General features: G+C 71.4%; 28 protein-coding genes. 8 read left to right on the top strand and 20 right to left on the bottom strand.

Going from position 1 to position 26,735, the window contains the following annotated elements; all coding sequences use genetic code 11:
• Window positions 1–84: 84 nt before the first annotated feature.
• From RJT50_RS18505 to RJT50_RS18480, 6 genes are all read left to right on the top strand, one after another.
• Window positions 85–1,113 (top strand): ABC transporter ATP-binding protein, encoded by a 1,029-nt coding sequence (locus RJT50_RS18505; protein ID WP_313696220.1) that lies wholly within the window; start codon window positions 85–87, stop codon window positions 1,111–1,113.
• A complete protein-coding gene (locus RJT50_RS18500; protein ID WP_313696219.1) occupies window positions 1,110–2,468 on the top strand; it encodes an oligopeptide/dipeptide ABC transporter ATP-binding protein in 1,359 nt (452 codons plus the stop codon). The genes RJT50_RS18505 and RJT50_RS18500 overlap by 4 nt, the downstream gene beginning before the upstream one ends.
• The gene (locus RJT50_RS18495) at window positions 2,465–3,433 is read left to right on the top strand and encodes an ABC transporter permease (RefSeq protein WP_313696218.1); all 969 of its coding nucleotides are present in this window, start codon (window positions 2,465–2,467) and stop codon (window positions 3,431–3,433) included. The genes RJT50_RS18500 and RJT50_RS18495 overlap by 4 nt, the downstream gene beginning before the upstream one ends.
• Window positions 3,433–4,731: an ABC transporter permease gene (locus tag RJT50_RS18490; RefSeq protein WP_313696217.1), complete on the top strand. Its 1,299-nt coding sequence runs from the start codon at window positions 3,433–3,435 to the stop codon at window positions 4,729–4,731. The genes RJT50_RS18495 and RJT50_RS18490 overlap by 1 nt, the downstream gene beginning before the upstream one ends.
• Before the next feature lie 106 nt (window positions 4,732–4,837).
• Window positions 4,838–5,440 carry a superoxide dismutase gene (gene sod / locus RJT50_RS18485; RefSeq protein WP_313696216.1) on the top strand — a complete coding sequence of 201 codons (603 nt, stop codon included), beginning with the start codon at window positions 4,838–4,840 and terminating at the stop codon, window positions 5,438–5,440.
• Window positions 5,441–5,584: 144 nt separating this feature from the next.
• Complete coding sequence (locus RJT50_RS18480) at window positions 5,585–6,283, top strand: hypothetical protein (protein ID WP_313696215.1); 699 nt, start codon at window positions 5,585–5,587, stop codon at window positions 6,281–6,283.
• A gap of 10 nt (window positions 6,284–6,293) precedes the next feature.
• Here RJT50_RS18480 and RJT50_RS18475 read toward each other — a convergent pair whose 3' ends face one another.
• The 5 genes from RJT50_RS18475 to RJT50_RS18455 all read right to left on the bottom strand — a co-directional run bounded on the left by RJT50_RS18475 (window position 6,294) and on the right by RJT50_RS18455 (window position 9,387).
• Window positions 6,294–6,995, bottom strand: coding sequence for a YqjF family protein (locus tag RJT50_RS18475; RefSeq protein WP_313696214.1), 702 nt, complete (start codon window positions 6,993–6,995; stop codon window positions 6,294–6,296).
• Window positions 6,996–7,110: 115 nt separating this feature from the next.
• The gene (locus tag RJT50_RS18470) at window positions 7,111–7,803 is read right to left on the bottom strand and encodes a GNAT family N-acetyltransferase (protein ID WP_313696213.1); all 693 of its coding nucleotides are present in this window, start codon (window positions 7,801–7,803) and stop codon (window positions 7,111–7,113) included.
• Between the two features lie 239 nt (window positions 7,804–8,042).
• Entirely contained in the window at window positions 8,043–8,435 is a 393-nt protein-coding gene (locus RJT50_RS18465) for a VOC family protein (protein WP_313696212.1), read from the bottom strand.
• A 121-nt stretch (window positions 8,436–8,556) separates the two neighbouring features.
• The gene (nikR, locus tag RJT50_RS18460) at window positions 8,557–8,976 is read right to left on the bottom strand and encodes a nickel-responsive transcriptional regulator NikR (RefSeq protein WP_313696211.1); all 420 of its coding nucleotides are present in this window, start codon (window positions 8,974–8,976) and stop codon (window positions 8,557–8,559) included.
• Window positions 8,977–9,048: 72 nt separating this feature from the next.
• Complete coding sequence (locus RJT50_RS18455; protein WP_313696210.1) at window positions 9,049–9,387, bottom strand: CHY zinc finger protein; 339 nt, start codon at window positions 9,385–9,387, stop codon at window positions 9,049–9,051.
• Window positions 9,388–9,495: 108 nt separating this feature from the next.
• Here RJT50_RS18455 and RJT50_RS18450 point away from each other — a divergent pair, with 108 nt between their 5' ends.
• A complete protein-coding gene (locus RJT50_RS18450) occupies window positions 9,496–9,972 on the top strand; it encodes a cupin domain-containing protein (RefSeq protein WP_313696209.1) in 477 nt (158 codons plus the stop codon).
• Between the two features lie 50 nt (window positions 9,973–10,022).
• On the opposite strand, the gene RJT50_RS18445 is transcribed toward RJT50_RS18450, so the two are convergent.
• Complete coding sequence (locus RJT50_RS18445; RefSeq protein ID WP_313696208.1) at window positions 10,023–11,303, bottom strand: CaiB/BaiF CoA transferase family protein; 1,281 nt, start codon at window positions 11,301–11,303, stop codon at window positions 10,023–10,025.
• Window positions 11,304–11,454: 151 nt separating this feature from the next.
• Between RJT50_RS18445 and RJT50_RS18440 the strand changes: the two genes are divergently transcribed.
• Window positions 11,455–14,085, top strand: a complete 2,631-nt coding sequence (locus RJT50_RS18440; protein ID WP_313696207.1) for a heavy metal translocating P-type ATPase — start codon at window positions 11,455–11,457, stop codon at window positions 14,083–14,085.
• Window positions 14,086–14,109: 24 nt separating this feature from the next.
• Here RJT50_RS18440 and RJT50_RS18435 read toward each other — a convergent pair whose 3' ends face one another.
• The 14 genes from RJT50_RS18435 to RJT50_RS18370 form a co-directional block, all read right to left on the bottom strand.
• Window positions 14,110–15,252 (bottom strand): MFS transporter, encoded by a 1,143-nt coding sequence (locus RJT50_RS18435; RefSeq protein ID WP_313696206.1) that lies wholly within the window; start codon window positions 15,250–15,252, stop codon window positions 14,110–14,112.
• Between the two features lie 167 nt (window positions 15,253–15,419).
• The gene (locus RJT50_RS18430) at window positions 15,420–16,499 is read right to left on the bottom strand and encodes a DUF7350 domain-containing protein (protein ID WP_313696205.1); all 1,080 of its coding nucleotides are present in this window, start codon (window positions 16,497–16,499) and stop codon (window positions 15,420–15,422) included.
• A 129-nt stretch (window positions 16,500–16,628) separates the two neighbouring features.
• On the bottom strand, window positions 16,629–17,414 hold the full coding sequence (locus RJT50_RS18425; RefSeq protein ID WP_313696204.1) for a rhodanese-like domain-containing protein: 786 nt from the start codon (window positions 17,412–17,414) through the stop codon (window positions 16,629–16,631).
• A 154-nt stretch (window positions 17,415–17,568) separates the two neighbouring features.
• Entirely contained in the window at window positions 17,569–18,177 is a 609-nt protein-coding gene (locus RJT50_RS18420; protein ID WP_313696203.1) for a TetR/AcrR family transcriptional regulator, read from the bottom strand.
• Between the two features lie 66 nt (window positions 18,178–18,243).
• Complete coding sequence (locus tag RJT50_RS18415; protein ID WP_313696202.1) at window positions 18,244–19,047, bottom strand: ABC transporter permease subunit; 804 nt, start codon at window positions 19,045–19,047, stop codon at window positions 18,244–18,246.
• A complete protein-coding gene (locus tag RJT50_RS18410; RefSeq protein ID WP_313696201.1) occupies window positions 19,044–19,829 on the bottom strand; it encodes an ABC transporter permease subunit in 786 nt (261 codons plus the stop codon). The genes RJT50_RS18415 and RJT50_RS18410 overlap by 4 nt, the downstream gene beginning before the upstream one ends.
• Window positions 19,822–20,961 (bottom strand): ABC transporter ATP-binding protein, encoded by a 1,140-nt coding sequence (locus tag RJT50_RS18405; RefSeq protein WP_313696200.1) that lies wholly within the window; start codon window positions 20,959–20,961, stop codon window positions 19,822–19,824. Before RJT50_RS18405 ends, RJT50_RS18410 begins: the two co-directional genes overlap by 8 nt.
• Window positions 20,962–21,187: 226 nt before the next feature.
• Window positions 21,188–22,603 carry an ATP-binding protein gene (locus RJT50_RS18400; protein ID WP_313696199.1) on the bottom strand — a complete coding sequence of 472 codons (1,416 nt, stop codon included), beginning with the start codon at window positions 22,601–22,603 and terminating at the stop codon, window positions 21,188–21,190.
• Between the two features lie 191 nt (window positions 22,604–22,794).
• Window positions 22,795–24,090, bottom strand: coding sequence for a DUF7405 family protein (locus RJT50_RS18395; protein ID WP_313696198.1), 1,296 nt, complete (start codon window positions 24,088–24,090; stop codon window positions 22,795–22,797).
• 55 nt (window positions 24,091–24,145) lie between these two features.
• Window positions 24,146–24,553: a hypothetical protein gene (locus RJT50_RS18390; RefSeq protein WP_313696197.1), complete on the bottom strand. Its 408-nt coding sequence runs from the start codon at window positions 24,551–24,553 to the stop codon at window positions 24,146–24,148.
• A 57-nt stretch (window positions 24,554–24,610) separates the two neighbouring features.
• Window positions 24,611–25,129 (bottom strand): winged helix-turn-helix transcriptional regulator, encoded by a 519-nt coding sequence (locus RJT50_RS18385; RefSeq protein WP_313696196.1) that lies wholly within the window; start codon window positions 25,127–25,129, stop codon window positions 24,611–24,613.
• 25 nt (window positions 25,130–25,154) lie between these two features.
• Window positions 25,155–25,475, bottom strand: coding sequence for a DUF7471 family protein (locus RJT50_RS18380; protein ID WP_313696195.1), 321 nt, complete (start codon window positions 25,473–25,475; stop codon window positions 25,155–25,157).
• 53 nt (window positions 25,476–25,528) lie between these two features.
• Entirely contained in the window at window positions 25,529–26,194 is a 666-nt protein-coding gene (locus RJT50_RS18375) for a COG4315 family predicted lipoprotein (protein ID WP_313696194.1), read from the bottom strand.
• 141 nt (window positions 26,195–26,335) lie between these two features.
• Entirely contained in the window at window positions 26,336–26,638 is a 303-nt protein-coding gene (locus tag RJT50_RS18370) for a DUF8036 family membrane protein (RefSeq protein ID WP_313696193.1), read from the bottom strand.
• Window positions 26,639–26,735 lie beyond the last annotated feature (97 nt).

The following is a 26,735-nucleotide window of genomic DNA, read 5'->3' as shown; positions in this document are numbered from 1 at the left end:
ACGAGGGGCCCACCGCGGTATGGTCTCCCACCTCGATCCCCGTCTCGCATCGCTCGATCGCCCGCTCCCCGGTCGACGCGACCGATGAGCGAGGAACTGCTGCGCGTCCGGAACCTCCGGACGACGTTCGAGACGAACGAGGGCACCGTCCGCGCTGTCGACGGCGTCGACCTCTCGGTCGCCCCCGGCGAGACGGTCTGCATCGTCGGCGAGTCCGGCTCCGGCAAGACGGTCACCTGCGAGTCGATCACCCGACTCGTCCCGAGCCCGCCGGCGACCGTCCGCGCCGAGCGGGTGGAGTTCGCCGGCGAGGACCTCCTCGCCGCGCCCGCCTCCCGGCTCCGCGAGATCCGCGGGAACGACGTCGGCCACGTGTTCCAGAACCCGCAGAACGCGCTCGACCCGGTGTATACCGTCCGCGACCAGCTCGTCGAGGCGATCCGCGCCCACGGTGACGTCGGCAAATCCGCCGCCCGCGAGCGCGCCGTCGAACTGCTCGCAGACGTTGGCATTCCGAACCCCCGCGACCGCTCGGACGAGTACCCCCACCAGTTCTCCGGCGGCATGAAACAGCGCGTGCTCGTGGCGATGGCGCTGGCCTCGGACCCCGACCTGCTCATCGCGGACGAGCCGACCACGGCGCTGGACGTGACGACCGAGGCGCAGATCCTGCGGCTGTTCGAGGAGCTGAGCGAGGAGCGCGACATGGCGGTCCTGCTCGTCACCCACGACCTGGGCGTCGTCTACGAGGTCGCCGACCGCGTCGTCGTCATGTACGGCGGGACGGTGATGGAGACGGGCACCGCCGAGTCGGTGTTCGGGAACCCGGCCCACCCGTACACGCGGGGGCTGCTCGCCAGCCTCCCCGGCCAGGGCGGCGAGATGCGCCCCATCGAGGGCGAGCCGCCGGACCCGGCGGACCCGCCCGCCGGCTGTCGGTTCCACCCGCGCTGTCCCGACGCGGTCGACGCCTGCCGGGGCGGCGAGCGGCCGCCGCTCCATCGGCTCGGCCGGGCGGAGGGTCGCCGTGCCGCCTGCGTCTACTACGACGACGGCGTCGAGGCCGACCCGGCAGCGCTGGACGACGCCGCGCCGACGGGGGTGGAGCAGTGAGCGACCCGCTGCTCTCGGTCGAGGGGTTAGAGAAGCACTACCCGGTGTCGTCGGGCCTCTTCGACCGGACGACCGGCCACGTCCGCGCCGTCGACGGCATCGACTTCGCGGTCCGCGAGGGCGAGGTGTTCGGCCTGCTCGGCGAGTCCGGCTGTGGCAAGTCCACGGCGGCGCGGAACGTGCTCCGGCTGGAGGAACCGACCGCCGGCACGGTCCGGTTCGACGGCGCGGACCTCACGGCGTTCGACGACGAGGAACTGCGAGCGTTCCGCCGCCGGGCACAACTCGTCCTCCAGAACCCGGCCGACAGCTTCGACCCGCGGATGACCGTCCGCCAGTCGGTCGCCGAGCCGCTCCAGCTGCACGGCGTCCGCGACGCCGACGTCCGCGAGTCGGTGGTGTTCGACCTGCTCGACCGGGTCGGCCTCTCGGCCGACGTGGCGACCCGGTACCCGCGCGAACTCTCCGGCGGGCAAAAGCAGCGCGCCGCCATCGCCCGGGCGCTGGTGTTGAACCCGGACCTGCTCGTCGCCGACGAGCCGGTGTCGGCGCTCGACGTCTCCATCCAGGCGCAGGTGCTCGACCTGCTCTCCTCGCTCCGTGCCGAGCTCGGGCTCTCGGTGCTGCTCATCAGCCACGACATGAACGTCGTCCGCGAGGTGTGTGACCGCGTCGGCGTGATGTACGCCGGCAAACTCGTCGAGGTCGGCCCGACCGAGGAGCTGTTCGCCGACCCGGCACACCCGTACACCCGCGCGCTGACCGAGGCGGTGCCGACCATCGGCGGCGACGTCGGCGCCCGGAGCGGGCTGGCCGGCGAGGTGCCCGACCCGGCGGACCCGCCCGACGGCTGCCGGTTCCACCCGCGCTGTCCGTCGCTCATCCCGCCAGATGACGTCGCGCTGGACCCGGCGCGATACCGCCGGCTGATGCGGCTCTACGTCGACGTCCGCGAGGGCGCGGTCGACCGGGAGGGGCTCGCCGAGCGGGCGGGCGCGGACGTCCCGACCGACGACCTGCCGGCGCTCGTCCGTGACGCCTACGGCCTGTCCGGGATCGGGAACGGATCGGCCCCAGCCGACGGACCGGCCTCGACAGCCGAACCGGCGCTCGTCGAGGCCGCCGTCGGCATCGTCCGCGGGGAGCGCGAGGCCGGCGTTCCCGCCGCCGCCGAGCCCCTACGGTCGCCCTGCATGGAACGGGTGCCCGACCACGTCGCCCCCGGGGCCGCGCCACCGGATTCGGCCTTCCCGGGCGCCGCCGTCGACGGCGGCGAAGAAACGGCCGAGCGCCGCGTCGCGTGTCACCTCCACCGTGAGGCCGTCGCGTCTCCCGCGGAGGTGGCTCCCCGATGAACAGGCGGTTCCTCGCGCTCCGGGTCGGCTGGACCGCCTTCGCCGCGTGGCTGTTCCTCACGCTCCTGTTTCTCTTCCTGGCGTTCACGCCGGACCCGAACGAGGCGCTCGTCGGATGGGCGGCCGGCGGCGGCGAGGAGGGCGCGGAGGCCCAGGCGGCCTACCGCGCCGTCCGCGGGCGCAACAGGCCGCTGCTGGCCCGCTACGGGGGCTGGCTCGTCTCCTTTCTCACGCTGAACTTCGGCCCGTCGTTCGCCTACGAGGCGAGCGTCACCGAGGTGCTCTCGCGGTCCATCCCGCGGACGGTCGCGTACCTCGTCCCCGGCGTGGTCGTGGCGAGCGCGCTCAGCCTGGCGAGCGGGACCGCGGCGGCACTGCGTGGCGGTCGCACCGACCGCGCGACCCGGGCGCTCGGCTACCTCTGTCTCAGCCTCCCGGCGTTCGTGCTGGGCGAGGGGCTCATCATCCTCGCGGGCGAGACCGACTTCGGGCTCGACGCGCTGCTGGGCTACACCGCGTCGGCGCCGGTCACGAGCACGGGAAACCTCCTCGCGCTCGCGCCCGCCGCGCTCGTCCTCGGCGTCAACCTCTACGGCGCGCAGGTGCTCTGGGTGCGGACCGAGACGCGGGACATCCTCGCCGAGGAGTTCGTCAAGATGCTCCGGGCCAACGGCGTGTCGCCCCGGCGCGTGTACGAGCACGTCCTCCGGAACGCCGCCTCGCCGCTGCTCGCGCTGGTAGTCTCGGAGGTGCTCGTCGTGCTGTTCGTCACCATCTACGTCGTCGAGGTGGTCCTCGGCATCCCGGGGCTCGGGATGGTCTCGTTCCGCGGGTTCATGGAGCGGGACTTCGGGCTCATCCTCACGACCGTGACGCTGCTCGTCTCGACGGCGCTCGTCGCCAACCTGGCGATGGACGTGGTCTCCGCGGCCATCGATCCGCGGGTCTCGGGGGGTGAGGGGTGATGGCGGACGATGCAGACGTCGGCACCGACGTCGACGCCGGGAGGGACACCGACGCCCGGTCGCCCGTCGTTTCGACGGGGGGAGGTGCCCGAACGGACGGCGGCGCGGCCGCCGCCGGCCCGACGTTCACCGACCTCGACTGGGACGAGTACGACGGGTCGGGCTTCCTCGTCACCCGGACGACCGTCGCGTTCGTGGGGTCGCTGCTGGCGCTGTTCGCGCTGTTCCTCTACGACTACCTGTTCGTCCCGAAGGGGCTGCTGCTCGTCGGAAGCTGGAACCCGACGGTGCTCGACTGGCTCTCGCTGTTCTCGGCCATCGTCCTGACGTTCTACGTCGTCGTGCCGCTGGCGTCGTCGCCGCGGCTCACGAAGCGATACGGGCGGGAACTGCTGGCTCAGCCGGGAGCGAAGCTCAGCCTCGCGTACCTCGGGCTGTTCGTCCTCGCGGCCGCGCTCGGACCGGAGGTGTGGGGCGGCCCGGAGAACGCGCCGCTGTGGACCGAACTCCGCGTGCGGGGCGAGCCGAGTTCGCTCCCGCCGTTCTGGGACTCGACGGGGATGGCGGGCCGGAACTGGTGTCCGACGGGCGTGGTCGACGGGCGGTGTCACGGGACGACGATCCACCCGCTCGGGACGACCGTCCGCGGGTACGACGTGCTCGCGTTCCTCCTTACCGGCGCGCGCCTCGCGCTGAAGGTGGTCGTCATCACCGCCGTCATCCTCGTCCCCATCGCCACCGTCGTCGGCTCCGTGGCGGCGTATTTCGGCGGCCGCGTCGACGCGGTCCTGATGCGCTACGTCGACTTCCAGCAGGCGATCCCGGCGTTCATCGCCTACTTCATGATTCAGTTCGTCTACGAGGCGAGCGTCGTCGCGCTCGTGCTGCTGTTCGGCCTGCTCGACTGGGACCGGGTCGCCCGCCGCGTCCGCAACGACGCCTCGCGCCGCAGCGACGCGGGCTACGTCGTCGCCGCCGAGAGCGCGGGCGCGAGCAGGTTCGACGTCATCCGCCGCCACCTCGTCCCGAACGTCTCGGGGACCATCGTCGCGGGGCTGACGACCCAGATCCCGTTCATCCTCGTGATGGAGGCGACGTTCTCGTATCTCGGCGTCGTCGACGCCTCGACGGACTCGTGGGGGAGCGCCATCGCGGCGGGGCTCTCGGCGGGCGGGTCGTTCGACTGGTGGGCGTTCCTGTTCCCGGCGCTGATGCTGGTCTGTACGGCCTACGCCATCAACCACCTCGGGAACGCGATCTACGAGGTGTTACAGCCCCACCAGCGGATCGAGGAGTGACCGGCATCACCCCTCCCGCGCCCGCTACGGAACCCTCCCCGACCCCGCTACTGAAACGGGTTTCAGGGAACCTTCTTCCCCCATCCCCGCGTGTTCGGACACGCACATGGGAGAGTACGAACTCGATCCGTTACCGTACGAGTACGACGCGCTGGAACCGCACATCAGCGAGCAGGTGCTGACGTGGCACCACGACACGCACCATCAGGGGTACGTCAACGGCTGGAACGCGGCGGAAGAAACCCTTGCAGAGAACCGTAAATCCGGAGAGTTCGGGTCGTCGCCGGGAGCGATCCGGAACGTGACGCACAACTCGTCGGGCCACATCCTGCACGACCTGTTCTGGCAGAACATGAGCCCGGAGGGCGGCGACGAGCCGTCGGGCGCGCTCGCCGACCGGATCGCCGAGGACTTCGGCTCCTACGAGGCGTGGAAGGGCGAGTTCGAGGCTGCCGCGGGCAACGCCTCGGGCTGGGCGCTGCTCGTCTACGACACGTTCTCGAACCAACTGCGCAACGTGGTCGTGGACAAACACGACCAGGGCGCGATCTGGGGCGGTCACCCCATCCTCGCGCTCGACGTGTGGGAACACTCCTACTACTACGACTACGGCCCCGCACGCGGCGACTTCGTCGACGCGTTCTTCGAAGTCGTCGACTGGGAGGAACCCGCAGCCCGCTACGACCAGGCCACCCAACTGTTCGAGTAACGACGGGCGGGCGATCCTCCGATCGCTCCCCCCTGCCGCTCGCGTGACCCGGGTCGACCGTGGGACCTCGTCCGGGTCCACGTGAAACACGGCAGGAGCCTGCAGGCCGAACGGTTTTGCGCGCCGTGGACGACGGACCCGGGGATGCCGTCAACCACAGACGCTGTTCTCACGCCCGAGCGGAGGGAGACGCTCGCACGGTCGCTGACGGTCGCCGTCCGGGAGGGCCTCAGGGAAGCGACGACGCAACTGGACGCGGAGCCGTCCGCGGACCCGTCGGCCACGTCCGGGAGCCGCCGGCTCCCCCGCTGGCTCGTGGTCGCCGCGGTGGGCGTGGCAGCCAGGGCGCTCCGCGGACGGCTGATGGCGGGCGGATCGGACGACGGCCGCCGGTCGACGGGGCCGAGCGACGACGCGGGGTCCGGCCGCGGGAGCCGCGGGCGGCGGGCGCTCTCGAGGCTGTTCCGCGCCGGCCTCCTCGTCGCGCTCGGCTACGCGCTCGGCCGCCGGTCGGAGTCCGTCGGGCGGACCCTCGACCGCGTCGGCGAACGGACCCGGACGGTCGCCCGCGGCACGACCGACGGGGCGGAGGGCGCGGCCCAGCAGATCGAGGAGGTCACCGGCGGGGCCGCCGACCGCGTCGAGCAGGGGGGCCAGGAGGCGGCCGCCCGGATCCGGGAGCGGACCCGGCGGGCCGCCACCCGGATCGACGAGGGCGGCGACCTGGCCGCCGAACGGGTCGAGTCCGCCGCCGCGACGACGGAACAGGCCGCCGAGGAGGTCGAGACGACCGGGGAGGAAGACGACGCGGACGGGGCGGATGCGGACGACGACGAGGAGTGACCCACCCGGCTCACGCGCGCGGCGTCGCACGCCTGCTCGGGCCGGTGACGACGTCGACGCCGGGACTGTAGTAGCACACCGGCTCGGACTCCGGGTGGGCGAACCCGCCCGCCTCGAACAGCGTGTTCTCGTCGGTCGTGACGGCGGCCGGGTGGAGCGTCCAGCGGTCGTGCTCGACGTCCGTGTACCGGACTGCACCGTCCCGGCCCTGCGTGTACAGTCGCCGGCGCTCGGTCAGGAACTCGGCCAGCGACCCTGGGTCGGCCTCGAAGGGGTCGCCGGTCGGCCGATAGCTGACCGCATAGCGGGCCGGCCGGGAGCCGGGGTGGAGTCGCCTGCTCTCGAACCGAACGCGGTCGCCCTCGACCCGGTGGTCGATCCGCGCGTAGAAGTACGGGAGGTGGTGGAGGAGGCGGGCGCCGAGGACGCTGAGGACGCCCTGGGCGTCGAGGCTGAAGAAGTAGACGCCCGGGTCGCCGTCGTGGGTGACGTACGTCCGCAGGTTCAGCTCCGGGAGCCGAACGCCGGCCCGGGCCGGGAGGCCGCGCGGCCTGACGTGGACGTTCGTGAGCGGGACGACCGAGAGCCAGGCGCTGCCGTCGTGGGTCGCGGCCGGGAGGGCGTCGGGCAGGTGATCGTTCAGGAGGGTCGCGTCCACGGGCCAGTTCTCGAAGAGGAGGTGCCGCCAGCCGAACGCGACGGGGAGTCCCATACCGTCCGAAAGGGCGCTCGCCGGTATAACTCCCGTCGCCGACCGGACCCGATCGCGGTGATCGGCGTCGACGCCGGACCGAGGAGATCCGGGACCGCGGTGACTGAAACCCCGGTTACTCCCCCGCGCCGGGCTCCGCCGGCAGGTCGAGCCGCATCTCCATCGTCCCGCCCCACGCCTCGGTCGTCTCGAACCCGATGCCGTCGTACAGCCTGATCGCCGGGCGGTTGTGTCGTTCGACGAGCAGCCGGACGTCCTCGACGCCGACGCGCTCGCCGTACGAGCACAGCGTCTCCAGCAACCGCGTCCCGACGCCGGCACCACGGTAGTCCTGGTGGACGAAGATGGCGAGTTCGTGGCCCGACTCCCCGGCCCCTTCCTCCCGCTTGCCGGTCGTCCTCTCCGCTTCGTTCGCCTCGTCGGCGGTCGCTCCGTTCCCGGCAGACTCGTCCCCGGCGTCCTCGTCCTCCTCGTCCTCGCGCGGGACGAGCGTCGCGTGGCCCACCGTCCGACCGGCGTGGCGGGCGACGACGTGGAGCCCCCGCGCGAGCGCGGCCAGCCACTCGCGGAGCGCGTCGTCGCCGCGGGGCGGCAGCCCCTGCGCGACGTGCCGCTCGTCGAAGTCCTCGTACATCTCGACGACGTCGCCGATCTCCTCCGGGCACGCGTACTCGACCGCCGCGAGTTCGAGTTCGCGGTCCCGGCGGTCGGTCGCGGTCCGGGTCGGGAGCGGTTCGGCCGCGTCGTCGGGCGGAAGCGATTCCCACGGACGAACAGGAGAGTCGGGATCGAGGGCTGAATTACTCATTTCTCGTCTCGATTACGTATCGTTCGAACACCTTTTTAGCGCTTTCCGTAAAATAGACGGAAGAATACTAGGAGGTATTGGACACGTCGACCGTGAGAAATCGACCCGTGGACGTCTCGACGTCGGGACTCGAAGCCGTGACTCGACGTCGTGACCGAACACCCCGGTTCGGCGACGTGACCGAACGCCACGGCTCGACGCCGCGAGTTCGGGCGGGTGACTGGCGGGGGCACCGAAACTCAGAGGAACGGGTTCCAGGCAACCTCCCACAGGTGGCCGTCCGGGTCGGCGAAGTAGCCGGAGTAGCCGCCCCAGTCGGTTTCCTGCCCCGGCTTGACGAGTTCCCCGCCGGCGGCCTCGGCCTCCGCCAGCACGGCGTCGACCGCGTCGTCGTCGGCGACGTTGTGGGCGACGGTGACGCCCCTGAACCCGGACCCCTCGGGCGGGACGGTGGCGTCCTCGGCCAGCAGGCCCCAGGGGTAGAGCGCGAGCATCGCGCCCTCGAGCTCGAAGAACGCGATCTCCTCCCCGTTCCGGTCCTGCATCGGCAGGCCGAGACCGTCGCGGTAGAACTCGATGGCGCGGTCGACGTCCTCGACGCCGAGCGTGACGATCGTGATGTGCGGGTCCATACGTGCTCCACGCGCCGTTTCGCGAAAAGTCTACACCCCGGTTTTCGAGTGCTATCCCTCCCGATCTCGCGGTGATCGGCGGGGCCAGCCGCTAGTTCGGCCGGCGGGCGTTCACCCCGTGTCACTCCAGCAGGTCGCCGCTGTCGATGGGCGTCACCGAGTAGTCGACGGTGGTCGTGTCCTGTGTCGCGCGGATCTTGCCGACGAACGCGGAGATCTCCTCGAGGCTTCCCTCCAGGATGAACAGTTCCATGCAGTTGTGGTCGCCGACGTGGCTGTGGAGGTTCGAGGCGACGATGTCCTCGTGCTCGTGGCGCAACTGCATCATGCGCTCCTCGACGGCCGTGCCCTCGTAGTCGAACACGACGGTGACGATGCCCATCAGTTCCCGGTCCTCCAGGCGCTTGTCGTCGAACTCGCCGAGCAGGTTGCGGGAGGCCTCCCGCAGCAGTTCGCTTCGGCCCGTGTAGCCGTGTTCCTCGGTGAACTCGTCGATCCTGTCGACCAGTTCGTCCGGCATCGAGACGCTGACGACCGTCATGTATGAATGGAGGCGGCTTGGATTAATAAAGTTTGATGAACTGACGGCTGATTCGCCCATCGAGTTGGCATTTCACGGCTCGAAGTATCGGTCCTCGTGCTCGGCACAGCCGGGGTTGAAATCGGCGTCGCACCGGGGACACGAGTGGTCGCAGTCGCGGTACTCCTCGACCGTCAGTTCGGCCCCGCAACCGCCACACAGCACCGCCGGCTCGTCGAACCGGTCGCGGGGCCACGGCTCGGAGCCGTGTTCGGCCACCGCGTCGTGACACTCGAAACAGGGGAAGAACTCGCCACAGCAGCCGAACCGGAGCGCGATCACGTCCCGTTCGGTCCCGTAGTGGGCACACCGCGTCTCGGAGTCGACGTCGACGCCGCGGACCCGGACGCCGTGGACGAGTCGACTGGGCACGAGGGGGGGAGGGTGCCCAGGGCGCAAAAGCGGTTCGGAGCGGTCGCCGGAGAGCCGCCTCGGCCCGAGGCCGTCCGTTTTTTGACGCGTTCGCCCCAGCACCCCGCCATGGAGAAAGTCGCGGTCGATGCCGTCGAGAACGAGTTGAACCCGATGGAGGTCCACAGCGTCCGCAAGCCCGTTTCGCGGGCGCTCGGCACGACCGACTTCGCCATGAACTACTTCGAGCTCGAACCCGGCGAGTCGTTCTCGGGCGGCCTCCACCGCCACAACGACCAGGAGGAGGTGTTCTACGTCGAGTCCGGGACCGCGACGTTCGACGTCGGGGTCGACCGCGAGTCGGTGGCCGTCGACGCGGGCGAACTGATCCGCTTCCCGCCGGGCCAGTTCCAGACGGGGTACAACGACGGCGACGAGCGCGTCGCCGGCTGGGCGCTCGGCGCGCCCGGCGCGATGCACGACTGGGACGAACTCCAGTCGCACGCCTACTGCCCGGAGTGTGACGAAGAGCGCGTCAAGGACGTGGCGATGGCCGACGGCCGGTTCCGGCTGACCTGCACCGAGTGCGGCAACGTCCAGGAGTGAGTCGGGACCGGGAGTGAGGCGACGCTGGCGGGCGGTCCCCGCCGCCACGGCTACTCGTCGCCCCGCTCGCCGAGCGCGCCCGCCTCGTACAGGTTCGCTATCCGTGACTCCGAGTAGCCGTGCTCGCGGAGCACCTCGTCGGTGTGCTCGCCGAGCAGCGGCGGGTGGCGGCGGACGGTCGTCGGCGTCCGCGAGAGGTGCATGGGGCTGCCGGGGAACTCCACCTCCCCGGCGGTCGATTGCCGGTTCGGGTCGTTCACCTCCCCGGCGGTGGGATGCTCGACGCTCGCGCGCATCCCCCGGGCGAGCACCTGCGGGTGCGAGAACACGTCGGCCACGTCGTTCACACCGCTCGCGGGCACGTCGTGGGCTTCGAGTCGCGCGAGCACCACCTCCGTCCCGCGCTCGGCGAACCACGGTTCGAGTTCGGCGTCGAGCGCCTCGCGGTTGGCGACCCGGTCGCTGTTCGTCTCGAACCGCTCGTCGGCGTAGAGGTCGGGACGGTCGAGCGCGCGGCAGAAGCGCTCCCAGACGTGCTCGCTGGCGACCGCGACGACGGCGTAGTCGTCGGCCGTCTCGAACGCGCGGTACGGGACGAGGTTCGGGTGCTTGCTGCCCATCCGCCCCGGCGGGTCGCCCGTGGCGAAGTAGTTCGTCGCCATGTAGCTCATCCAGGCGGCCTGCCCGTCGAGCAGGCTGACGTCGACTTTCTGTCCGGTGCCGTCGCCGAACTCCCGCTCGAACAGCGCGGCGAGGACGGCCTGGGTCGCGTACATCCCCGCCCCGACGTCGGCGAGCGCGACGCCCACGCGGACCGGCGCGCCGCCGTCGACGCCCGTGATGGACATCAGCCCGCCCTCGGCCTGCATCATGATGTCGTATGCGGGCCGGTCGCGGTCGGGTCCCCACTCGCCGTAGCCCGAGAGCGCACAGTAGATCAGCCCGGGATTGCGCTCGCGCAGGTCTGCGTAGCCGAGCCCCCAGTCGTCCATGTGGCCGACACGGAAGTTCTCGACGAGCACGTCGGCGTCGGCGGCCAGTTCGCGGAAGGCGTCGCGGCCCGCCTCGGTGTCGAGCGCCAGCGTGACCGAGCGCTTGTTCCGGTTGACGCTCATGTAGTAGGCGCTGTCCGTGGCGTCGCCGTAGCGCGGCGGGTGCCACTCGCGGGTCCCGTCCCCGGTGCCCGGCCGTTCGACCTTGATGACATCCGCGCCCAGATCGCCCAGTTGCATCGTGCAGAACGGCCCGACGAGCACGCGGGAGGCGTCGAGCACCGTCACGCCGTCGAGCGGTCCCGTCTCCCCGGACGGGTGCTCGGCTTCTCCGACCATGGCTCCGACTCGCCGCCCCGCACCAAGTGTGTCACGACCGCCGCCCGCCACACGAGTTAATAAAATAGCCGGGTAGAAATACTATTCATTACCTTCCATCGGCCGTCTCATAGCAGCCAGTTTAATAGGTGGTCGCCCCCGAACTCCGACGATGACCGATTCGAGCGACGGACCGGATGGGCCCGCCGACGGGGACCCGTTCCAGGGTGATCGTCCCGACGAGGGCGACGTCGTCTCCCTTTCCGTCCCCGACATGGACTGCGCCTCGTGCGCCGACAAGGTGGAGTCGAGCGTTTCGCGGCTCGACGGTGTCGAGGGGATCGACGCACGACCGACGACCGGGCGGCTGGTCGTCACCTACGACCGCGGCACTACCGACGCCGACGCGGTCGCGGGGCGCGTCGAGGCGGCCGGCTACGAGGTCGCCGACGGGGAGGAACCCTCGCTGCGGCTCTCGGTTCCCGACATGGACTGTGCCTCCTGTGCGGGGAAGGTCTCTGCGGCCATCGAGGGCGTCGCGGGCGCCCGCGAGTACGACACGATGCCGACGACCGGCACCGTCCTCGTGCGGTACGCCCCCGACGCGACGGACCGCGAGGCGCTCGTCGCGGCCGTCGAGTCCGCGGGCTACGAGGTCGTCGAGACGGCGGACGAGAGCGACGGGTCGGCCGCCGACCGCGGGAGCGTCTGGCGGAGCAGGCGCGCGGTCTCGACGTGGGTCGCCGCCGGCGCGACGGCGGTCGGCTTCCTGCTCGCGAACCCGCTCACGGAGGCGACCGGACCGACCGTCGAGGTGGCGGGGACGACCGTCGTCGTCGGCACGCTGTTCTACCTCGCGGCCGTGGCGCTCGCCGGCGCCGCCGTGTTCCGGAACGGCTACTACTCGCTCCGGAACCGCAGCCTCGACATGGATCTGCTGATGAGCGTCGCCATCTCCGGGGCGGTGATCGTCAGCGTCGGCTTCGCCGAGCCGTTCTACTTCGAGGCCGCGATGCTGGCGACGCTGTTCGGCGTCGCCGAGCTGCTGGAGGAGTACGCGATGGACCGCGCGCGCACCTCGCTCCGGGAGCTGATGGATCTCTCGCCGGACGAGGCGACGGTCGTCCGCGACGGCGACGAGGTGACCGTCCCGGCGGAGGACGTGGACGTGGGCGAGACGGTCGTCGTGCGGCCGGGCGAGAAGATCCCCCGCGACGGCGTCGTCCGCGACGGGACCAGCGCGGTGAACCAGGCGCCAGTAACCGGCGAGAGCGTCCCGGTGGACAAGACGGCCGGCGACGAGGTGTTCGCCGGCACCGTCAACGAGGAGGGCTACCTCGAGATCGAGGTGACCTCGGCGGCGGGCGAGGACACGCTCGCGCGCATCGTCGACCTCGTCGAGGACGCGCAGGCGAACCGGACCGAGCGCGAGCAGTTCGTCGAGCGCTTCGCGGGTTACTACACCCCGGTCGTCGTGACGGCGGCGGCGCTGCTCGCGGTCGTCCCGCCGCTCGCGTTCGGCGCGCCGGCCCAGCAGTACGTCGTCTACGGGCTGACGCTGATCGTGCTGGCGTGCCCGTGCGCGTTCGTCATCTCGACGCCCGTGACGGTCGTCTCGGGGCTGACGAGCGCGGCGCGCAACGGCGTGCTCGTGAAGGGGGGCGACCACCTGGAGGCGATGGGCGACGTCGACGCGGTCGCGTTCGACAAGACGGGCACGCTGACGAGGGGCGAACTGGCGGTCACGGACGTCGTCCCGCTGGGCGACCGCTCGGAGGCTGACGTGCTGGAGTGTGCCCGCGGGCTCGAACTCCGCTCGGAGCACCCCATCGGCGACGCCATCGTCGAGCACGCCGAGGGGAACGGGGACGGGAGGGCCGGATCGGCCGGATCGAACGGCGCGGCCGGCGACGCTGCCGAGCGGGAGATCTCGGCCTTCGAGAGCATCACCGGCAAGGGCGTCGCCGCCGAACTCGGCGGTCGGCAGCACTACGCCGGGAAGCCGGGGCTGTTCGAGGAGCTCGGCTTCGACCTCTCGCACGTCCACGCCGCGACCGACGGGGGCGTCGTCACCCGAACGACCCGCGAACTCTGCGAGCGCCACAACTGTCTCGACCTGCTGGAGGACACCGTCCCGGCGCTCCAGTCGGAGGGGAAGACGGTCGTCCTGGTGGGAACCGAGGACGAACTCGAGGGCGTCATCGCCGTCGCCGACGAAGTCCGCCCCGAGGCGAGACGGACCGTCGAACGGCTCCGCGAGGCCGGCGTCGCCACCGCGATGCTCACCGGCGACAACGACCGGACGGCGCGGGCCATCGCCGAGGAGGTCGGCGTCGACGAGTACCGCGCCGAACTCCTGCCCAAGGAGAAGGTGGCGGCCGTCGAGGAGTTGCAGGCCGAGCACGGCACGGCCGCGATGGTCGGGGACGGCATCAACGACGCGCCGGCGCTGGCGACCGCGACCGTCGGGGTCGCCATGGGCGCGGCCGGCACGGACACGGCCCTGGAGACGGCCGACATCGCGTTGCTGGCCGACGACCTCACGAAGCTCCCGTACCTCTACGAGCTGGCGAACACGGGCAACGGCATCATCCGGCAGAACGTCTGGACGAGCCTCGCGGCGAAGGCAGCGCTCGCGCTCGGCGTCCCGTTCGGGCTGGTCCCCATCTGGGCGGCAGTCCTCGTCGGCGACGCGGGCATGACGACGGGCGTGACGGCCAACGCGATGCGGCTGGCGCGCATCTCGCCCGCGGACGAGGGCGCCGAATCCGGGGACGCCGTGACGGCGGCGTCCGAGGCGTAGCGACCCCCGGCGGTCGTCCACTCGTCACCCTCGCCGTCCCAGTAACAGCACGACGGGCACGAAAGCCAGCGCGCAGCCGCCGGCGACGAGCAACAACGGCCGGTAGCCGCGCCCGACCACGAGCGTCGTGAACAGCCACGGCCCGAGCGCCCGGCCGAGGAACGTCGTGCTGTTCCGGAAGCTCAGCGCCCCGGCCCGAAAGCGCGTCTCGACGCCCTCGCTCACGCCGGCGTCGAGCGACGGGAGCACCGTCCCCCAGCCCGCGCCGAGCGCGGCCGTCGCCGCGACGAGCACGCCCAGCGTGGGTGCCCACCACGCCGCCACGAGGCCACCGCCGACGATGCCGAAGCCGGCGGCGATGATGCCGTGGTTCGAGACGCGCCTCGAGAACCCGCCGTTCAGCGCGGACGTCACGACTGAGGCGACCTCCGTCAGCGTCACCACCGCGCCGATGAGCACCGCCGGGAGGTCGTAGGTGCCGTCGAGCAGGAACGGGACCGCCGTCAGCGCGGCGCCGAACAGCAGCAGTTCGATCAGGAACGCCGAGCCGTAGAGGGCGGCCGCCTCCCGCGCCGGGAGCGCGGAGACGACGTTCCGGAGGTACGAGACGGACCGGCGCTCGCGCTCGCCGGCCGGTTCCGGCAGGACGCGGTAGGCCAGCACGGCGACCGGGAGGCCGACGAGGTACACCGCGAACGGCGCGTTCCAGGAGACGGCCGCGAGCGCGCCGCCGACGAGCGGGTAGACCGCCGCGCCGGCCGAGAGGACCGCGACGTTCACCCCGAGCACCGTGTTCCGCCGGACGCCCTCGAACGTGTCCCCGATGAGCGTGACCGTGGTGATGAAAAGCGCCGCGGCGGCGGTCCCCTGCACGACGCGAACCGCGAGGACGACCCAGTACGGCGGCCCGAGCGCGACGGCGGCCCCGAGGAGGCTGAAGGCGAACAGCGACGGGATAAGCACGCGACGCCGGCCGACGCGGTCGACGAGCAGGCTCGCCTGCGCGTCGGTGAGCGCGAGCACGTCCCTGATGGTCGGGAGCGCGGGGCTGATCAGCGGCACGCCCAGCGGCGCCAGCACGGTGCTCAACAGGACGACGCGGACGGTCGGCGACGACCAGGGGATTCCGGTCGGGAGGCGCCCCTGCCCGTCGGACTCGCTCGCCATCGTGGAGAGGGTCCGTCCCCGGAGCCATCGTTAGCACCCGCCTTTCGTCCGGTAGGAACGCGTTGTGGAGGGGCCGACCGTCGTTGAGACCGTCGACCGTCGTGGAGCCGACGGCAGTCAGCGGGCGGGGTCGGTCGAGCGCGCGGATCGGTTTCGGTCGCGCGGGCTCAGTTCCCGACCGTGATCGTCACCGGGGGCATTCCGCCCTGGAGCGCGCCGAACGCCGTCTCGTACCCCTCGTGGCGCGCGGTCTGGGGCCAGACGGTCGGCGTCAGTTCGAGTTCGTCGCCGTCCTCGACGCCGTCGACGACCGCGCCGTAGTGGTACGAGAGGTCGGGGTCGAGCGTCGCGGTCAGTTCGCCCTCGTAGACGGACTCGTCGCCGCGCGTCAGCGCCGCGTCGAGCCCCATCGCCGGGATGAGCATCCGGTTGTACGGCGTCCGGGCGGAGACGGCCAGATACGAGCCGTCGCCCTCGACGCCCTCGGGCGGCGAGTCGAGGACGGTCGCCACCAGCACCGCGTCGTTGCTCGTCGCCTCGCCCACGACTCGCCCGGGGAGCTCGTCGGTCGCGGGCGCGGTCGAGGGCGGGAGCATCTCCATCGACATCGGCTCGACCGCGCCCGTCTCGCCGGCGTCGTCGAGCGTCTCGAACTGGATGTCGTCCACGGCGGACTGGCTGTACTCGAACGCGACGTCGACGGTCGCCGCCTCCGCGAACTTCTCCCGGAACGCGCCCGTCTTGCGCGTGGTGACCGCGCCGACGTCGGCGCGGACGGTGTAGGTGCCGTCCGAGGGCAGCGGGAAGTTGGCCCCGTAGTGAAAGCCCATCGGCTGGGAGAGCATCGGGTAGATGACCTCCTGTGAGACGAGCTCCCCGTCCTGCAGGATCTCGACCGAGAGCCCCGTGTCGGGGAGGATCTGCCCTGTGTCGGGGTCCCAGATCGCCGTCATCAGGTGGACAGCGTCCTCGCCCCGGATGTCGGTCCGCTCGACCGACTCGGCGTTCACGTTCCAGAAGCGGTGCGGGAACGAGTACATCACCGCGACCTGGTAGTCCCCGCCCGTTCCCATCCCGGCCATCTCCATCCCCTCGACGTGGCTCGGGTAGTACACCGCGTCGGGGCGGTCCTCGACGACCGGCGGCACGCCGCCCTCCGAGAGCTGGAACCCGAGACAGCCCGCCGTCGCGCTCGTCCCGGCGAGTCCCGCGGCTCCGGCGGCCCGGAGGAAGGTTCGTCTGTCCATGCGTTCGCTATCGGGGCCGCGGAAAAGGGGGTTCTGGTACGGCTCTCGAACGGCTGCCGGTCGGCCGAGGCTCGACGACGTGCCGGGCTCGACGCGCGCCGCAGGTCACCGGCCCGGACCCGTCCGACGCTACTCGTCCGGCCCGGTGACGACCCCCGACAGGAGGTCGCCCAGCGGCGCCTGCAGCTCGTAGGCTGGCGTCTCGACGCGGATCGGCGTCGTCCGGGTGAGCCCGGAGAACTTCAGCTCCAGCAGGTACCCCCCGTCGGCGTCGATCGGCGCGGCCTCCCGCTGGCCCGACGCGTCGTGCCACGCCCAGGCCATCTCGCCGGCGAACTCGGCGCCCGTCCGCCCGCGGATCGCCCGCGTCTCGGGGCGGTCGGTGACCGCCGAGCCGGCCATCGGGTAGCCGCCGTCCTGCCACGCCCAGAACCCCTCGTCGATGACGTACACCTCCTCGTAGCCGCTCTCGATGAGGCTCGCGGCCCGCAACGACGAGAGGTGGTGGGGACAGCCGCAGTAGCAGACGATCCGGTCCTCCTCGGGCCAGGCCGCGACCGGGTCGGAGTCGCCGCCGTCGGGCGCGGGGCTGAGCACCGCGCCGGTGATCCGCGACCGCTCGTACTGGCTCTCGCCGCGCGCGTCGGCGAACCGGGCCTCGCGGCGCCGGTGCCAGTAGAGCGCGGCCTCGATGGGCGCGAGCGGGACGTCCGTCCCCTCGACGCTCGTGGTGGAGAAGCTCGCGGTGTCGATGGAGCGCTCCTCGGGCACGTTCTCGGGGGGCTGCGGGTAGCCGTCCGTCTCGTTCGTCAGTTCGACGGGCTCGCCGCCCGAGCCGCCCAGACAGCCTGCCGTGGCGGCGGTCCCGGTAATCCCGGCCGCGCCGGCGGCCCGGAGGAACGAACGTCTGTCCATGCTCCCGCTATCGGCTTCGGGGAGAAGGGGGTTCTGGTTCGCCCGTCGAACCGGGCGGCGGTCGCCGCGTCGGCGTCGCCGGCGGTCGCCGTCGCGTGCGCGCGGCGGCCCCGGACCGTCGACCCTGCCGCTCGTCGCTCCCGCGGCTCGTCGGTCAGGACGGCTCGTCGCTCGTCAGCCCGGCCGCGACCGCCGAGATGACCGTGTCCCGGACCGCCGGGTAGCGCTCCTCGCCGATGTCGTCCTCGTGGAGCGCGACGTAGGACACCGACTCGATGGCGTGTGCGATCGTCTCGGGGTCCGGGCCGTCGATCCGGCCCTCGTCGTACCACTCCTCGACGTACGGCAGGATGTAGGCCGCGCCGCGCTCGCGCTCGGCCTCCAGCTCCTCCTCGGTGTACTGCGCCTTGATGCGTTCGTACTCGTTCTCGACGATGATCTGGTGGACGAACGGGTTCGACTCGAACTCGGCGAGCAGCAGCTCGAGGAACGCCGTGATCGCCTCCTCCGGATCGTCGTGGGCCTCGAAGGAGTTGCCGAGCAGCCGGGGGATCAGCTCCTCGCCGTACGCCTCCAGAATCTCGATGTAGAGCTCCTCCTTCGAGTCGTAGAACTGGTAGAACGTGCCGGTGGCGATGCCGGCCGGCTCCGTCAGTTCGGCGATCGTCGTCTTTCCCAGCCCGTACCGGGCGAACAGTTCGCGCCCGGTCTCGTGAAGCGTCTCCCGGATCCGCTCCCGCCGTTCGTCAGTGAAGCGTGGCATCGTCGGTGTCGTCAGTGGGTTCGGGGGTCATGCGTGTGGTTCCACCGGTTTCGCGCGCAACTCGGCTCACCGGATGTCCATCCGTGTGAACCTGACCTGGCTCACGACGAGCAGCACGACCGTCGCCGCGAGCAGGATGCCCGCGCCCGCGAGGTCGTACGTCCCGTCGAGCATGATCTCGTTCGCGTCGAAGTACGTCATCGGGGCGACGTTCGCCAGCCAGCCGTAGTCGGTGACGGGGACGAACGACTGGAGCAGGTACAGCGCGAACAGCACGCCGACGGCCGCGTTCTGGGCCGCGTCCTCGCCGTCGAGGAACACCGAGCACACGAGCCCGACGGCCCCACAGCACAGCAGGTACGGCACCGCGAGCGCGTGGACCGCGAGCAGGGCCGCGGGGTCGATCGAGGCGTCGATGAACAGCGAGCCGACGTGGACGACGGCCGGCGTGGTGACGCTCGCGACGACGATGGGCACGAGCAGCGCGAGGAACTTCTCGAGGAGGACGCTCGTGCGCGAGACGGGCGCGGAGAGCAGCACGTCCATCCGGTCGGCGTCGACGTCGCCCGCGATCGACCCCGCCGCGCTGTACGCGAGGTAGATGCCGAAGAACACCGCCCAGATCAGGGTGTAGAACTCCCCGGCGAGCAGCCCCGCGAGGCTCGTCATGCTCCGGAGGCCGAACGCCTCGACGAACGGCTGGGGGAGCTGTGACATGACCCGCTCGAACTCGGCGCTGGCCGCGATGTCGGTCGTGATCAGCGGGGCGGTCGCCACGAACAGCAGCGCCAGCAGCGCGAACGCGACGCTGATCCCGAGCGCGCTCCTCACCCGGCGGCTCCCCTCGTAGCGCAACACGTCGAGCGTCATCGGACGTCCACCCGTTCGAACCGCCACTGGCCCGCGAGCACCAGCGCCGCGGCGGCCGCGAGCAGGATGGCCCCGCCCGCGAAGTCGAAGGTGCCCTCGACGAGGATCTCGGTCGGGTCGAAGTAGTTCATCGGGGCGATCACGCCGAGGACCTCGTAGTCGGTGCCGATGAGCAGCGTCTCGACCAGGAACGCCACGAGCAGCGCGCCCATCGAGGCGTACCGGGCGAGGCTCTCATCGCGGAGAAACGCCGACGCCGCGAACCCGACCGCCCCACAGCACAGCAGGTACGGCACCGCCAGCGCGTGGAGCACGACGAGGTTCGCGACGACGAGCGGGTCGCCGATGACCACCGAGCCCACGTAGAGCACGATGGGGGTGACGACGTTGACGGCGAGGATCGGCACCAGGAGCGAGAGGAACTCCTCGCGGACGAGCCTCGACCGGGAGATCGGCGCGGCGAGCAGGGTGTCCATCCGGCCCGACTCGACCTCGCCCGCGATCATCGAGGCGGCGCTGTAGGCCAGATAGAGGCCGAGCACCAGCACCCAGCCGACCTGGAACAGTTCGACCGCGAGCAGGCCAGCGAGGGTGTCGAGCGCCGTGACGCCGAGCCCCTCGGTGAACTGTCGGGGAAAGTTCGCGAAGATCGCCTCGACGTCGAAGTCGGTGAACGCCGGCGAGAGCGCGACGAACATCGCGCCGTAGAAGCTCGCCGCGGCCGCGATGGTCGCCCCGAGCACCAGCCGGCGCTCGCCCTCGTAGCGCGCGACCTCAAACATCCGCCCATCCCCCGTCGCCTCCTTCCCCACCAGCCCGCGCCTCACCGACCGTCCCGCCATCTGATCGCCCCTCGAGAGCCCCGGTCCCTCCCTGGGGGTCGACGTCGCCGTAGAAGCGCATGAACACGTCCTCCAGCGGCGCGTCCGAGACGTCCAGATCGAGGATTTCGTAGCCCAGCAGGTGTTCGAGCAGCGTGTTGTAATCGCCCGTGAAGGTGAAGCTCACCGAGGTCCCCTGGCGCCCGCCGGAGCCGGGGGAGTCGCCCGCCCCGTCCGGCCGTTCGGCGTCCTCGGTCGCCGGGACGTCGTCGGCCCGCTCGGACCCGTCGTCGGCCGACCGGTCGCGCTCGCCGCCGTCGGCCGTGGCGGGCTCCCGCGACTGCTCGTCACCGGAGACGGTAACGTCGTGTACCCCGTCGATGGCGAACTCCCGGGCGTCGACCGGCCCGCTCACGCGCACCGAGACGCGCTTGCCGCCCCGGTCGAGCAGCGTCCCGACGTCCTCGAGTTCGACGAGGTGGCCGTTCCGGACGATCCCCACCCGGTCACAGATCTTCTGGACCTCGCTCAGGACGTGCGAGGAGAAGAAGAACGTCGTCCCGCGCTCCTGCTCGTCGCGGACGAACTCGTAGAAGCGCTCCTGCATCAGCGGGTCGAGCCCCGAGGTCGGCTCGTCCATGACGACGAGGTCGGGATCGTGCATGAACGCGAGCACGACCGCGAGCTTTCGCCTGTTGCCCGTCGAGTACTCGCCGATCTTCCGGTCCATCGGCGGGTCGAACAGCTCCAACAGCTCCCCGCTCCGCTCGTCGCCCTTGAGCGACGCCTGGTATCGGAGGAAGCGCCGCCCGGTGACGCCCTCGTCGAACCCCATCTCGGCGGGGACGTAGCCGATCCGCCGCTTGGCCTCGATCATCCCCGCCCGGTCGGTGACGTCGTGGCCGAGCACGGTCGCGCTCCCGCCGGTCGGGGATTGAAAGCCCATCAGCGTGCGGATCGTCGTGGTCTTGCCCGCGCCGTTGGGCCCGAGGAACCCGAACACCTCCCCCTCGCGGACGTCGAACGAGAGGTCCTCGATCCCCCGGGTCTCCCCGTAGTACTTCGTCAGGTCGTCCAGGTGAATCGGCGTCATTTGGCACGTCGAGGTTCGGATCATGAACATTTGAATATTTCGTTCATTACGATGGTATGAGATGATCCCGCCCCGTACGACGCTGCTTCCGACAGATTACGGCCGATACCGTTGTGGCTCGAAGGGTACGACTTCACCCCGCTCGGCGGGCCCGTGTCGGTTCGGTCTCCGCCTCGTCGTTCGTGTTCCCGCAGCCGCTCACCCGCAGTCGCTCTCCCGCGGTCGCTCACCCGGCTCCCGTCCCGTCGAGCGCGGCGACCACGTCGGCGAGGTGGACGAGTTCGAGGTCGGTGCGCTCGGCCGCCGCCTCCCCGACTGACCGGGTGAACCCGTTCCGACTGAACAGCGCGTACTCGTACGTCGGCTCGCCGCCCCCCGGGGGCGTCCAGTCGACCCGTCGGGCGTCCTCCTCCAGCGTCGAGAGCACCCCGTACCCGAGGGGGCCGCCGGTGAACTTCGCCTCCCCGACGAGCAGCGTCCCCTCGTCGGTCGGCGCGACGACGTCGATCTCGCGCCCCTTGCGCCACCACTGACCGGGCACCCGCGTGAGCGTGTACGCCGGATACAGCGCGGGAAGCGCCCCGTGACAGAGCGACTCGAACGTCTCGCTGACGAAGTCCGGGAGTTCGGGTTCGACGAGGTCGGCGTAGGCGTCCTCGCCGTACAGTTCGTACCGACCGTCCCGCCCGTACAGGTACCGGAAGTAGAACCGGAACAGCGGGTCACGGATGCGGTAGCGGGTCCGTTTGCTCCGTGCGGGGTCGGCGAGCGCCGGGTGGTCGGTTCCCACGATCCGGAGGGTCTCGAGGCGGTCGAAGTAGTACGACGTGTTCGTGCTCTCGACGCCCGCGTCCTGGGCGATGTCGTTCCGGCTCCGGTTCCCCCTCGCCATCGACTCGAGGAGCGAGAAGTACGTGTTCACCTCCGTGAGTTCCATCTGCAGCACGGTCTCGGGCTCGTCGTGGAGCGTCCCGTCGGGGTCGAGGAGGAGTCGGGAGACGTTCTCCCCGACGCTCGAATCGGCGTCGAGCGGGTCGAGATACCGGGGGGTCCCTCCGAACACGCCGTGGACGAACACCCGCTCTTCGGCGTCGTACCCCGGAACGAACGCCTTCGTCGCCCGGAACGGGAGCGGTTCCAGTTCGATCCGACCGTTCGGATGCTGCGACACGCGCCCGTAGAGCGGCGCGCCCCCGTCGAGGACGTGCGTGTGGATCATCCCGACGGCGGAGCCGGTCAGCACGACCGTGGCCCGGCTCCCGTCCACGCTCGTGTCCCACAGGTGCTGGACGACGGACGGAAGTGCCTCGTTCGACTCGACGAGGTACGGGAACTCGTCGATCACGACTACCGCGTCCCGATCGATCAGGTGTGCGAGCAGCGGCTCCCACTCCTCCTTGATCGACGTGACGCTCGGATACGCGTCCTCGGCGGCCTCCACGAACCGGTTCAACTGGACGGTGGGCGTCCCCTGGACCGCCTGGTAGTACACCGCGTCGTCCCGGCCCGCGATCGACTGCCGGACGAGTTCGCTCTTCCCGATCTGTCGCCGACCGTAGACGACCGCCAGTTCCGCCTCGTCGGTCCCGTACAGGGTCCGAAGCCGGTCGAGTTCGGCGGCGCGATCCACGAACTGTTTCACGGCCGCACGTGGGACCGGGGCGACATAGGCTCTTCGGAGTTAGAAACAAGACTATTATAGTCTGAACTCTAATTATCCCACCGATCCACCGGCTCCCGCACGGCGTTCCGGTCGAGCCACCGCCGGCGGTCGCCCCCGCCGACTCCCACTGCACGTCGTCCCCAACCTCCTCCGACCCTCCGACGCGGCCGCTACCCCCCGGCGCCCCCGACCGGTCGCGGCAGCGCCCGTAGGTCCCGCGGCGGGATCAGGAAGTAGCCGCGCCGCCGGACGAAGATGTACTCGAGGATGCCGTTGTTCACCCGCTGGCGGACCGCCGGCGTCGCCGCCGTCGCGTCGGTGCCGTTCATCGCGCGGCGCACCTCCTCGAACGCGGTGATCCCGCGCTGGAGCGCCGGGAAGTGGAGGCTCGCCGCGTCGTCGTCGGTCGACTCGACGTGCCGGCGCAGCAGCCGCACGTTGCCGTCCTCGTCGCGGTTCGCCCGCGCGGCCTTCTGCGCGTGGCCGACCCGGCCGTACTCCTCGGCGTCCGCGACGACGTCGTCGATGAAGGCGTCGACGCCGCTGTCGTCGCCGAGGTTCTCCCCGACGCCCTCGACGAGCCCCCGGGCCGTGTGGCCGGGCGAGAACATCTCGGTGACGCGTTCCTCGTCGCCCTGCTCTCCGTACCAGTCGTTCAGGCGCTGTCGCCAGTTGGAGACGACCTTCGTCGTGCCGCCGGCGAACGGGCCCTCGGGGAGGGTGACGTACGATTCGGTCGCCTGGTTCGCACGGAGGCCGGCCACGAACCCCATGAACAGCGGCGACTCCTCGGGGATGGGGTTGGGCTGTGGCACGCCCGAGAGGTCGTCGCCCTCCGCGTGGGGCTTGCCGACCTCCATGAAGCCGGTCCGGCGCGAGTCGACCGTTGCAGCCCCGGCGAGCGCGGACGGGACCGCGACGCCGTTGGCCCGGTCGCGCTCGCCCGTCAGCGCCTCCTCGGCGGCCAGCACGGCGTCGGGACGGTCCGAGGCGAGGTGGACGAGCAGGTCCTGCTCGTCGAACGTCGGCGTCTCGAACGGCGCCAGCGGCTCGGGGTGCGGGAGGTCGACCGAGTCGGGGAGCGACCCGTCGTAGCGGTCGAAGTACGCGGGCGAGTAGCCGACCGAGTGGAACAGCCCTTCCGGCCCCCACGCGAACGCCTCGTCCAGCGCGTCGAACGCCCCGGCGACGGACTCGCGGGCGGCCGTCCCGGGCGTCCCCCCGCCCGAGACCGAACAGTAGAGGAACACGTGGTGTCGGGGAAGCCGATGGTTGCCCGCGTCGTCGGTGCGGAGGAACTCGTTCCACTCGTGCTGGCCGGTCGGGTGTGCGGCGGCACCGTCGCCGGACGGGATGGGGTCGGCCGGGTCGAGCCGCTCGACGCAGGCCGAGAGCGCGGCAGCGCCGCCCGCGGCGACGGCGGCCTTCCCGAACTCGCGCCGCGAGAGGCCGTCGGTGTCGGTCATTGCCGGCGGTAATCGGGCCGCACGAAAGGGGGTTGTGGTGTGGCCGTCGAACGCCTCACGTCGCGTCGGGGAGGAGCCTCGACCCGGCGGAGGCGGCGGGGACGAGCAGGAGGACCCCGCCCAGAATCGTCACGTAGACGCCGACGCCGGGCGTCCAGCGGCCGGTGAGCGGACTCGCCAGCACCGCGACGAGCACCGAGAGCCCGCCGAGGACGGCCAGCAGCCGCGCGGCGAGGCCGCCCCGATCGAACCGTCCCACCGCCGCGAGGACGGCGACAGTTCCGATCGGCAGGCAGAGCGCGAGCGCCCTCGTCCAGCGGCGTTCGAGCCCCGAGTCCATCCCGAGCACGTACACCTGCAGCCGCGTCTCGGCGACCCAGGGGAGGAGGGTGCCGAGCGCGGCGACCGCCACGCCCGCGAGGCCGACGGCGAGGACGCGCCGCCCCGGTTCCGCGTCGAACACGGCGGCCGCAGGGGCGGCTGACGGGTAGTCCTTTCGTCGGATTCGGCCGTCCCGAACTCACTCGCCCTCCAGCAGCCCGTCGACCAGCCGCGTGAAGCGGTCGAGCAGGCGGTCCGGGAGCGACGGGCGGACGACCCGCAGCCCCCGCGCGGTCGCCTCGGGGTCCGTGAGTTCGAGCGTGACGCGCCCGCGCTGGTCGCGCCGCTTTCGGACCACGTCGGCGTCGACGAGGCCGTCGAGGTGCCACTCCAGCGTGCTCCGGGCGACGTCGAGGTCCTCGGCCAGCGACGCCGGTCGGCGGGGCGTCTCGAGCAGTTCGAGACAGACGTCCCGCGCGGTCTCGCGGCGCAACAGCGCGACGAGCAGGCGGTCGTCGGGACCGTACTCGGCAGGGAAGTAGTGGGTCCGGCCCGACACCTCCTCGCGGCACAGGTCGCCGTCGCCGGTCAGCCCGCGGAGGTGGTACTGGGCTTGCCCCGGCGCGAGGTCGAGCCGGCGGACGAGTTCGTTGAAGTGGAGGCCGGGGTGGCTCCGGACGTACGAGGCGACCCGCTCCCGGGTCGGGGGCTGGCTCATCGGGCGAGCCACCTCCCCCGGCGGTTCACGAGCCGACACCTCCCGTCCTGCGGGCGTAGACGACCGCGGCGATGACCAGCCCCGCCATCGCCACGTCGAGGACGTGCTCGCCGAAGTGGTGCGTGTTCGCGTCGACCGCGCCCCACGCCGCGCCGACCGCCAGCGCCGTCCGCGCCAGGAGCGTCCCGAGCGCGAGCGCGACGAGCAGGTACGACCGCGTGCCGCGCCGGAGGAACGCCGCTAACCCCCCGCCAAGCAGGATCGCCCCGCCGACGGCCGCGAGGCCGAGGACGAGCGCGTACCACGGGTCGCCGCCGTGGCCGCCGGCGAGGAGCACAGATCGCATTCGTCCGTCTTCGGCGGCCGGAGTACGTCGGGCTTTCGGTCCGCGACGCGGGCTCAGTAGCGCCCGCCGTCGCCCGAACCGTCCCCGTCGGCGGCGGTCGAGGTTTCCCCGGCGGCGGTCGTCGCGGCAGTCCCCGCCGGGGTCGTCGTCCCCTCGCCGGGACGGATCGGAACCCCCGCCGGCGTCAGTACCCACCAGACGTCGTTGACTCCCTGGCCGCTGGCGTCGCCCGGTTCCGCGTCGCTGGCGAAGTAGTACAGCGGCCAGCCGTTCGCCGAGACCTGCGTGGCCCCGTCCTCGCGCTCGAACGCCGTCAGTTCGGCCGAGACGCCCTCGCCTGCGGTCGGTTCGCCGTCGACGGTGAGCGCCGGCCACGCCGACGCGCAGCCGTCATAACAGGTGCTCGCGCCCGCGCCCCGCGTGTCGGAGTCGAACATGTACAGCGTCAGCCCGTCCGGACCCACGAGGACGTCGCCGTGCTCGGGATGCGAGCGCACGGCGACCGTCGCCTCCGCGGCGTCGGATCCGGTCGTGGTTCCGTCGGTCGATGCAGCCGTCGGCTCGTCGGTCGGCTCCACGGTGGGTTCCTCGGTCGACCCTGGCGAGTCCGTGCCGCCGTCGCCGCCGTCGCCGCCGTCGCTGCCGATACAGCCCGCGAGGGGGAGCGTCGCGGCAGCCGCGCCGGCAGCGCCGAGCAGCGCGCGTCGTGTCGGTGCCATGGCCGGGAGGACGCGAAATCGGCGAAAGAACGTTTTCCGGACTCCGTCCAAAGTTCGTCCAACGTCGCGTGACGTTCGGCTCGGCGGGAGCGGCGTCGGATCCGGTGCGGGGGCTGTGGACGGCGTCGGGTCGGTCGTCGGTCAGCGCAGGGTGAGCCGCGCGAGGAACGCGAGCGCGACGAGTTCCAGCCCGCACAGCATCGTCACGCCCGCCTGCACGTCGGCCCCCGACGCCACGAACCAGCCGATGAACGCCGGGTGGGCGAGATAGAAGTAGAGCCACAGCAGGTTCTCCACGAGCAGGAATCCGGCGACGACGAGCAGGCCGAGCGTGTGTTCGGCGCCGTGCCGCCGGTAGTTCCGGAGCCAGACGGTGCCCAGCGCGAGCAGCAACAGCGTGTTCACCCCCGCGGCGACCCGCGCGGCCTCGAGCCAGATGGTCATCGTCGCCTCCGCGGTCGGTCGGCCGCCCCTTTCAGTGCTGTCCCATATTCGTCCGAAATCATGAGCCTTCGGTGTCCTCCGTGTCGGTTTCCTCGGT

Origin of the sequence: Halobaculum sp. XH14 (assembly GCF_032116555.1) — an archaeon.
Classification (GTDB): domain Archaea; phylum Halobacteriota; class Halobacteria; order Halobacteriales; family Haloferacaceae; genus Halorarum; species Halorarum halobium.
Note: the sequence above shows the minus strand (reverse complement) of the source record. Positions and strands in the feature narration are given on the sequence as shown.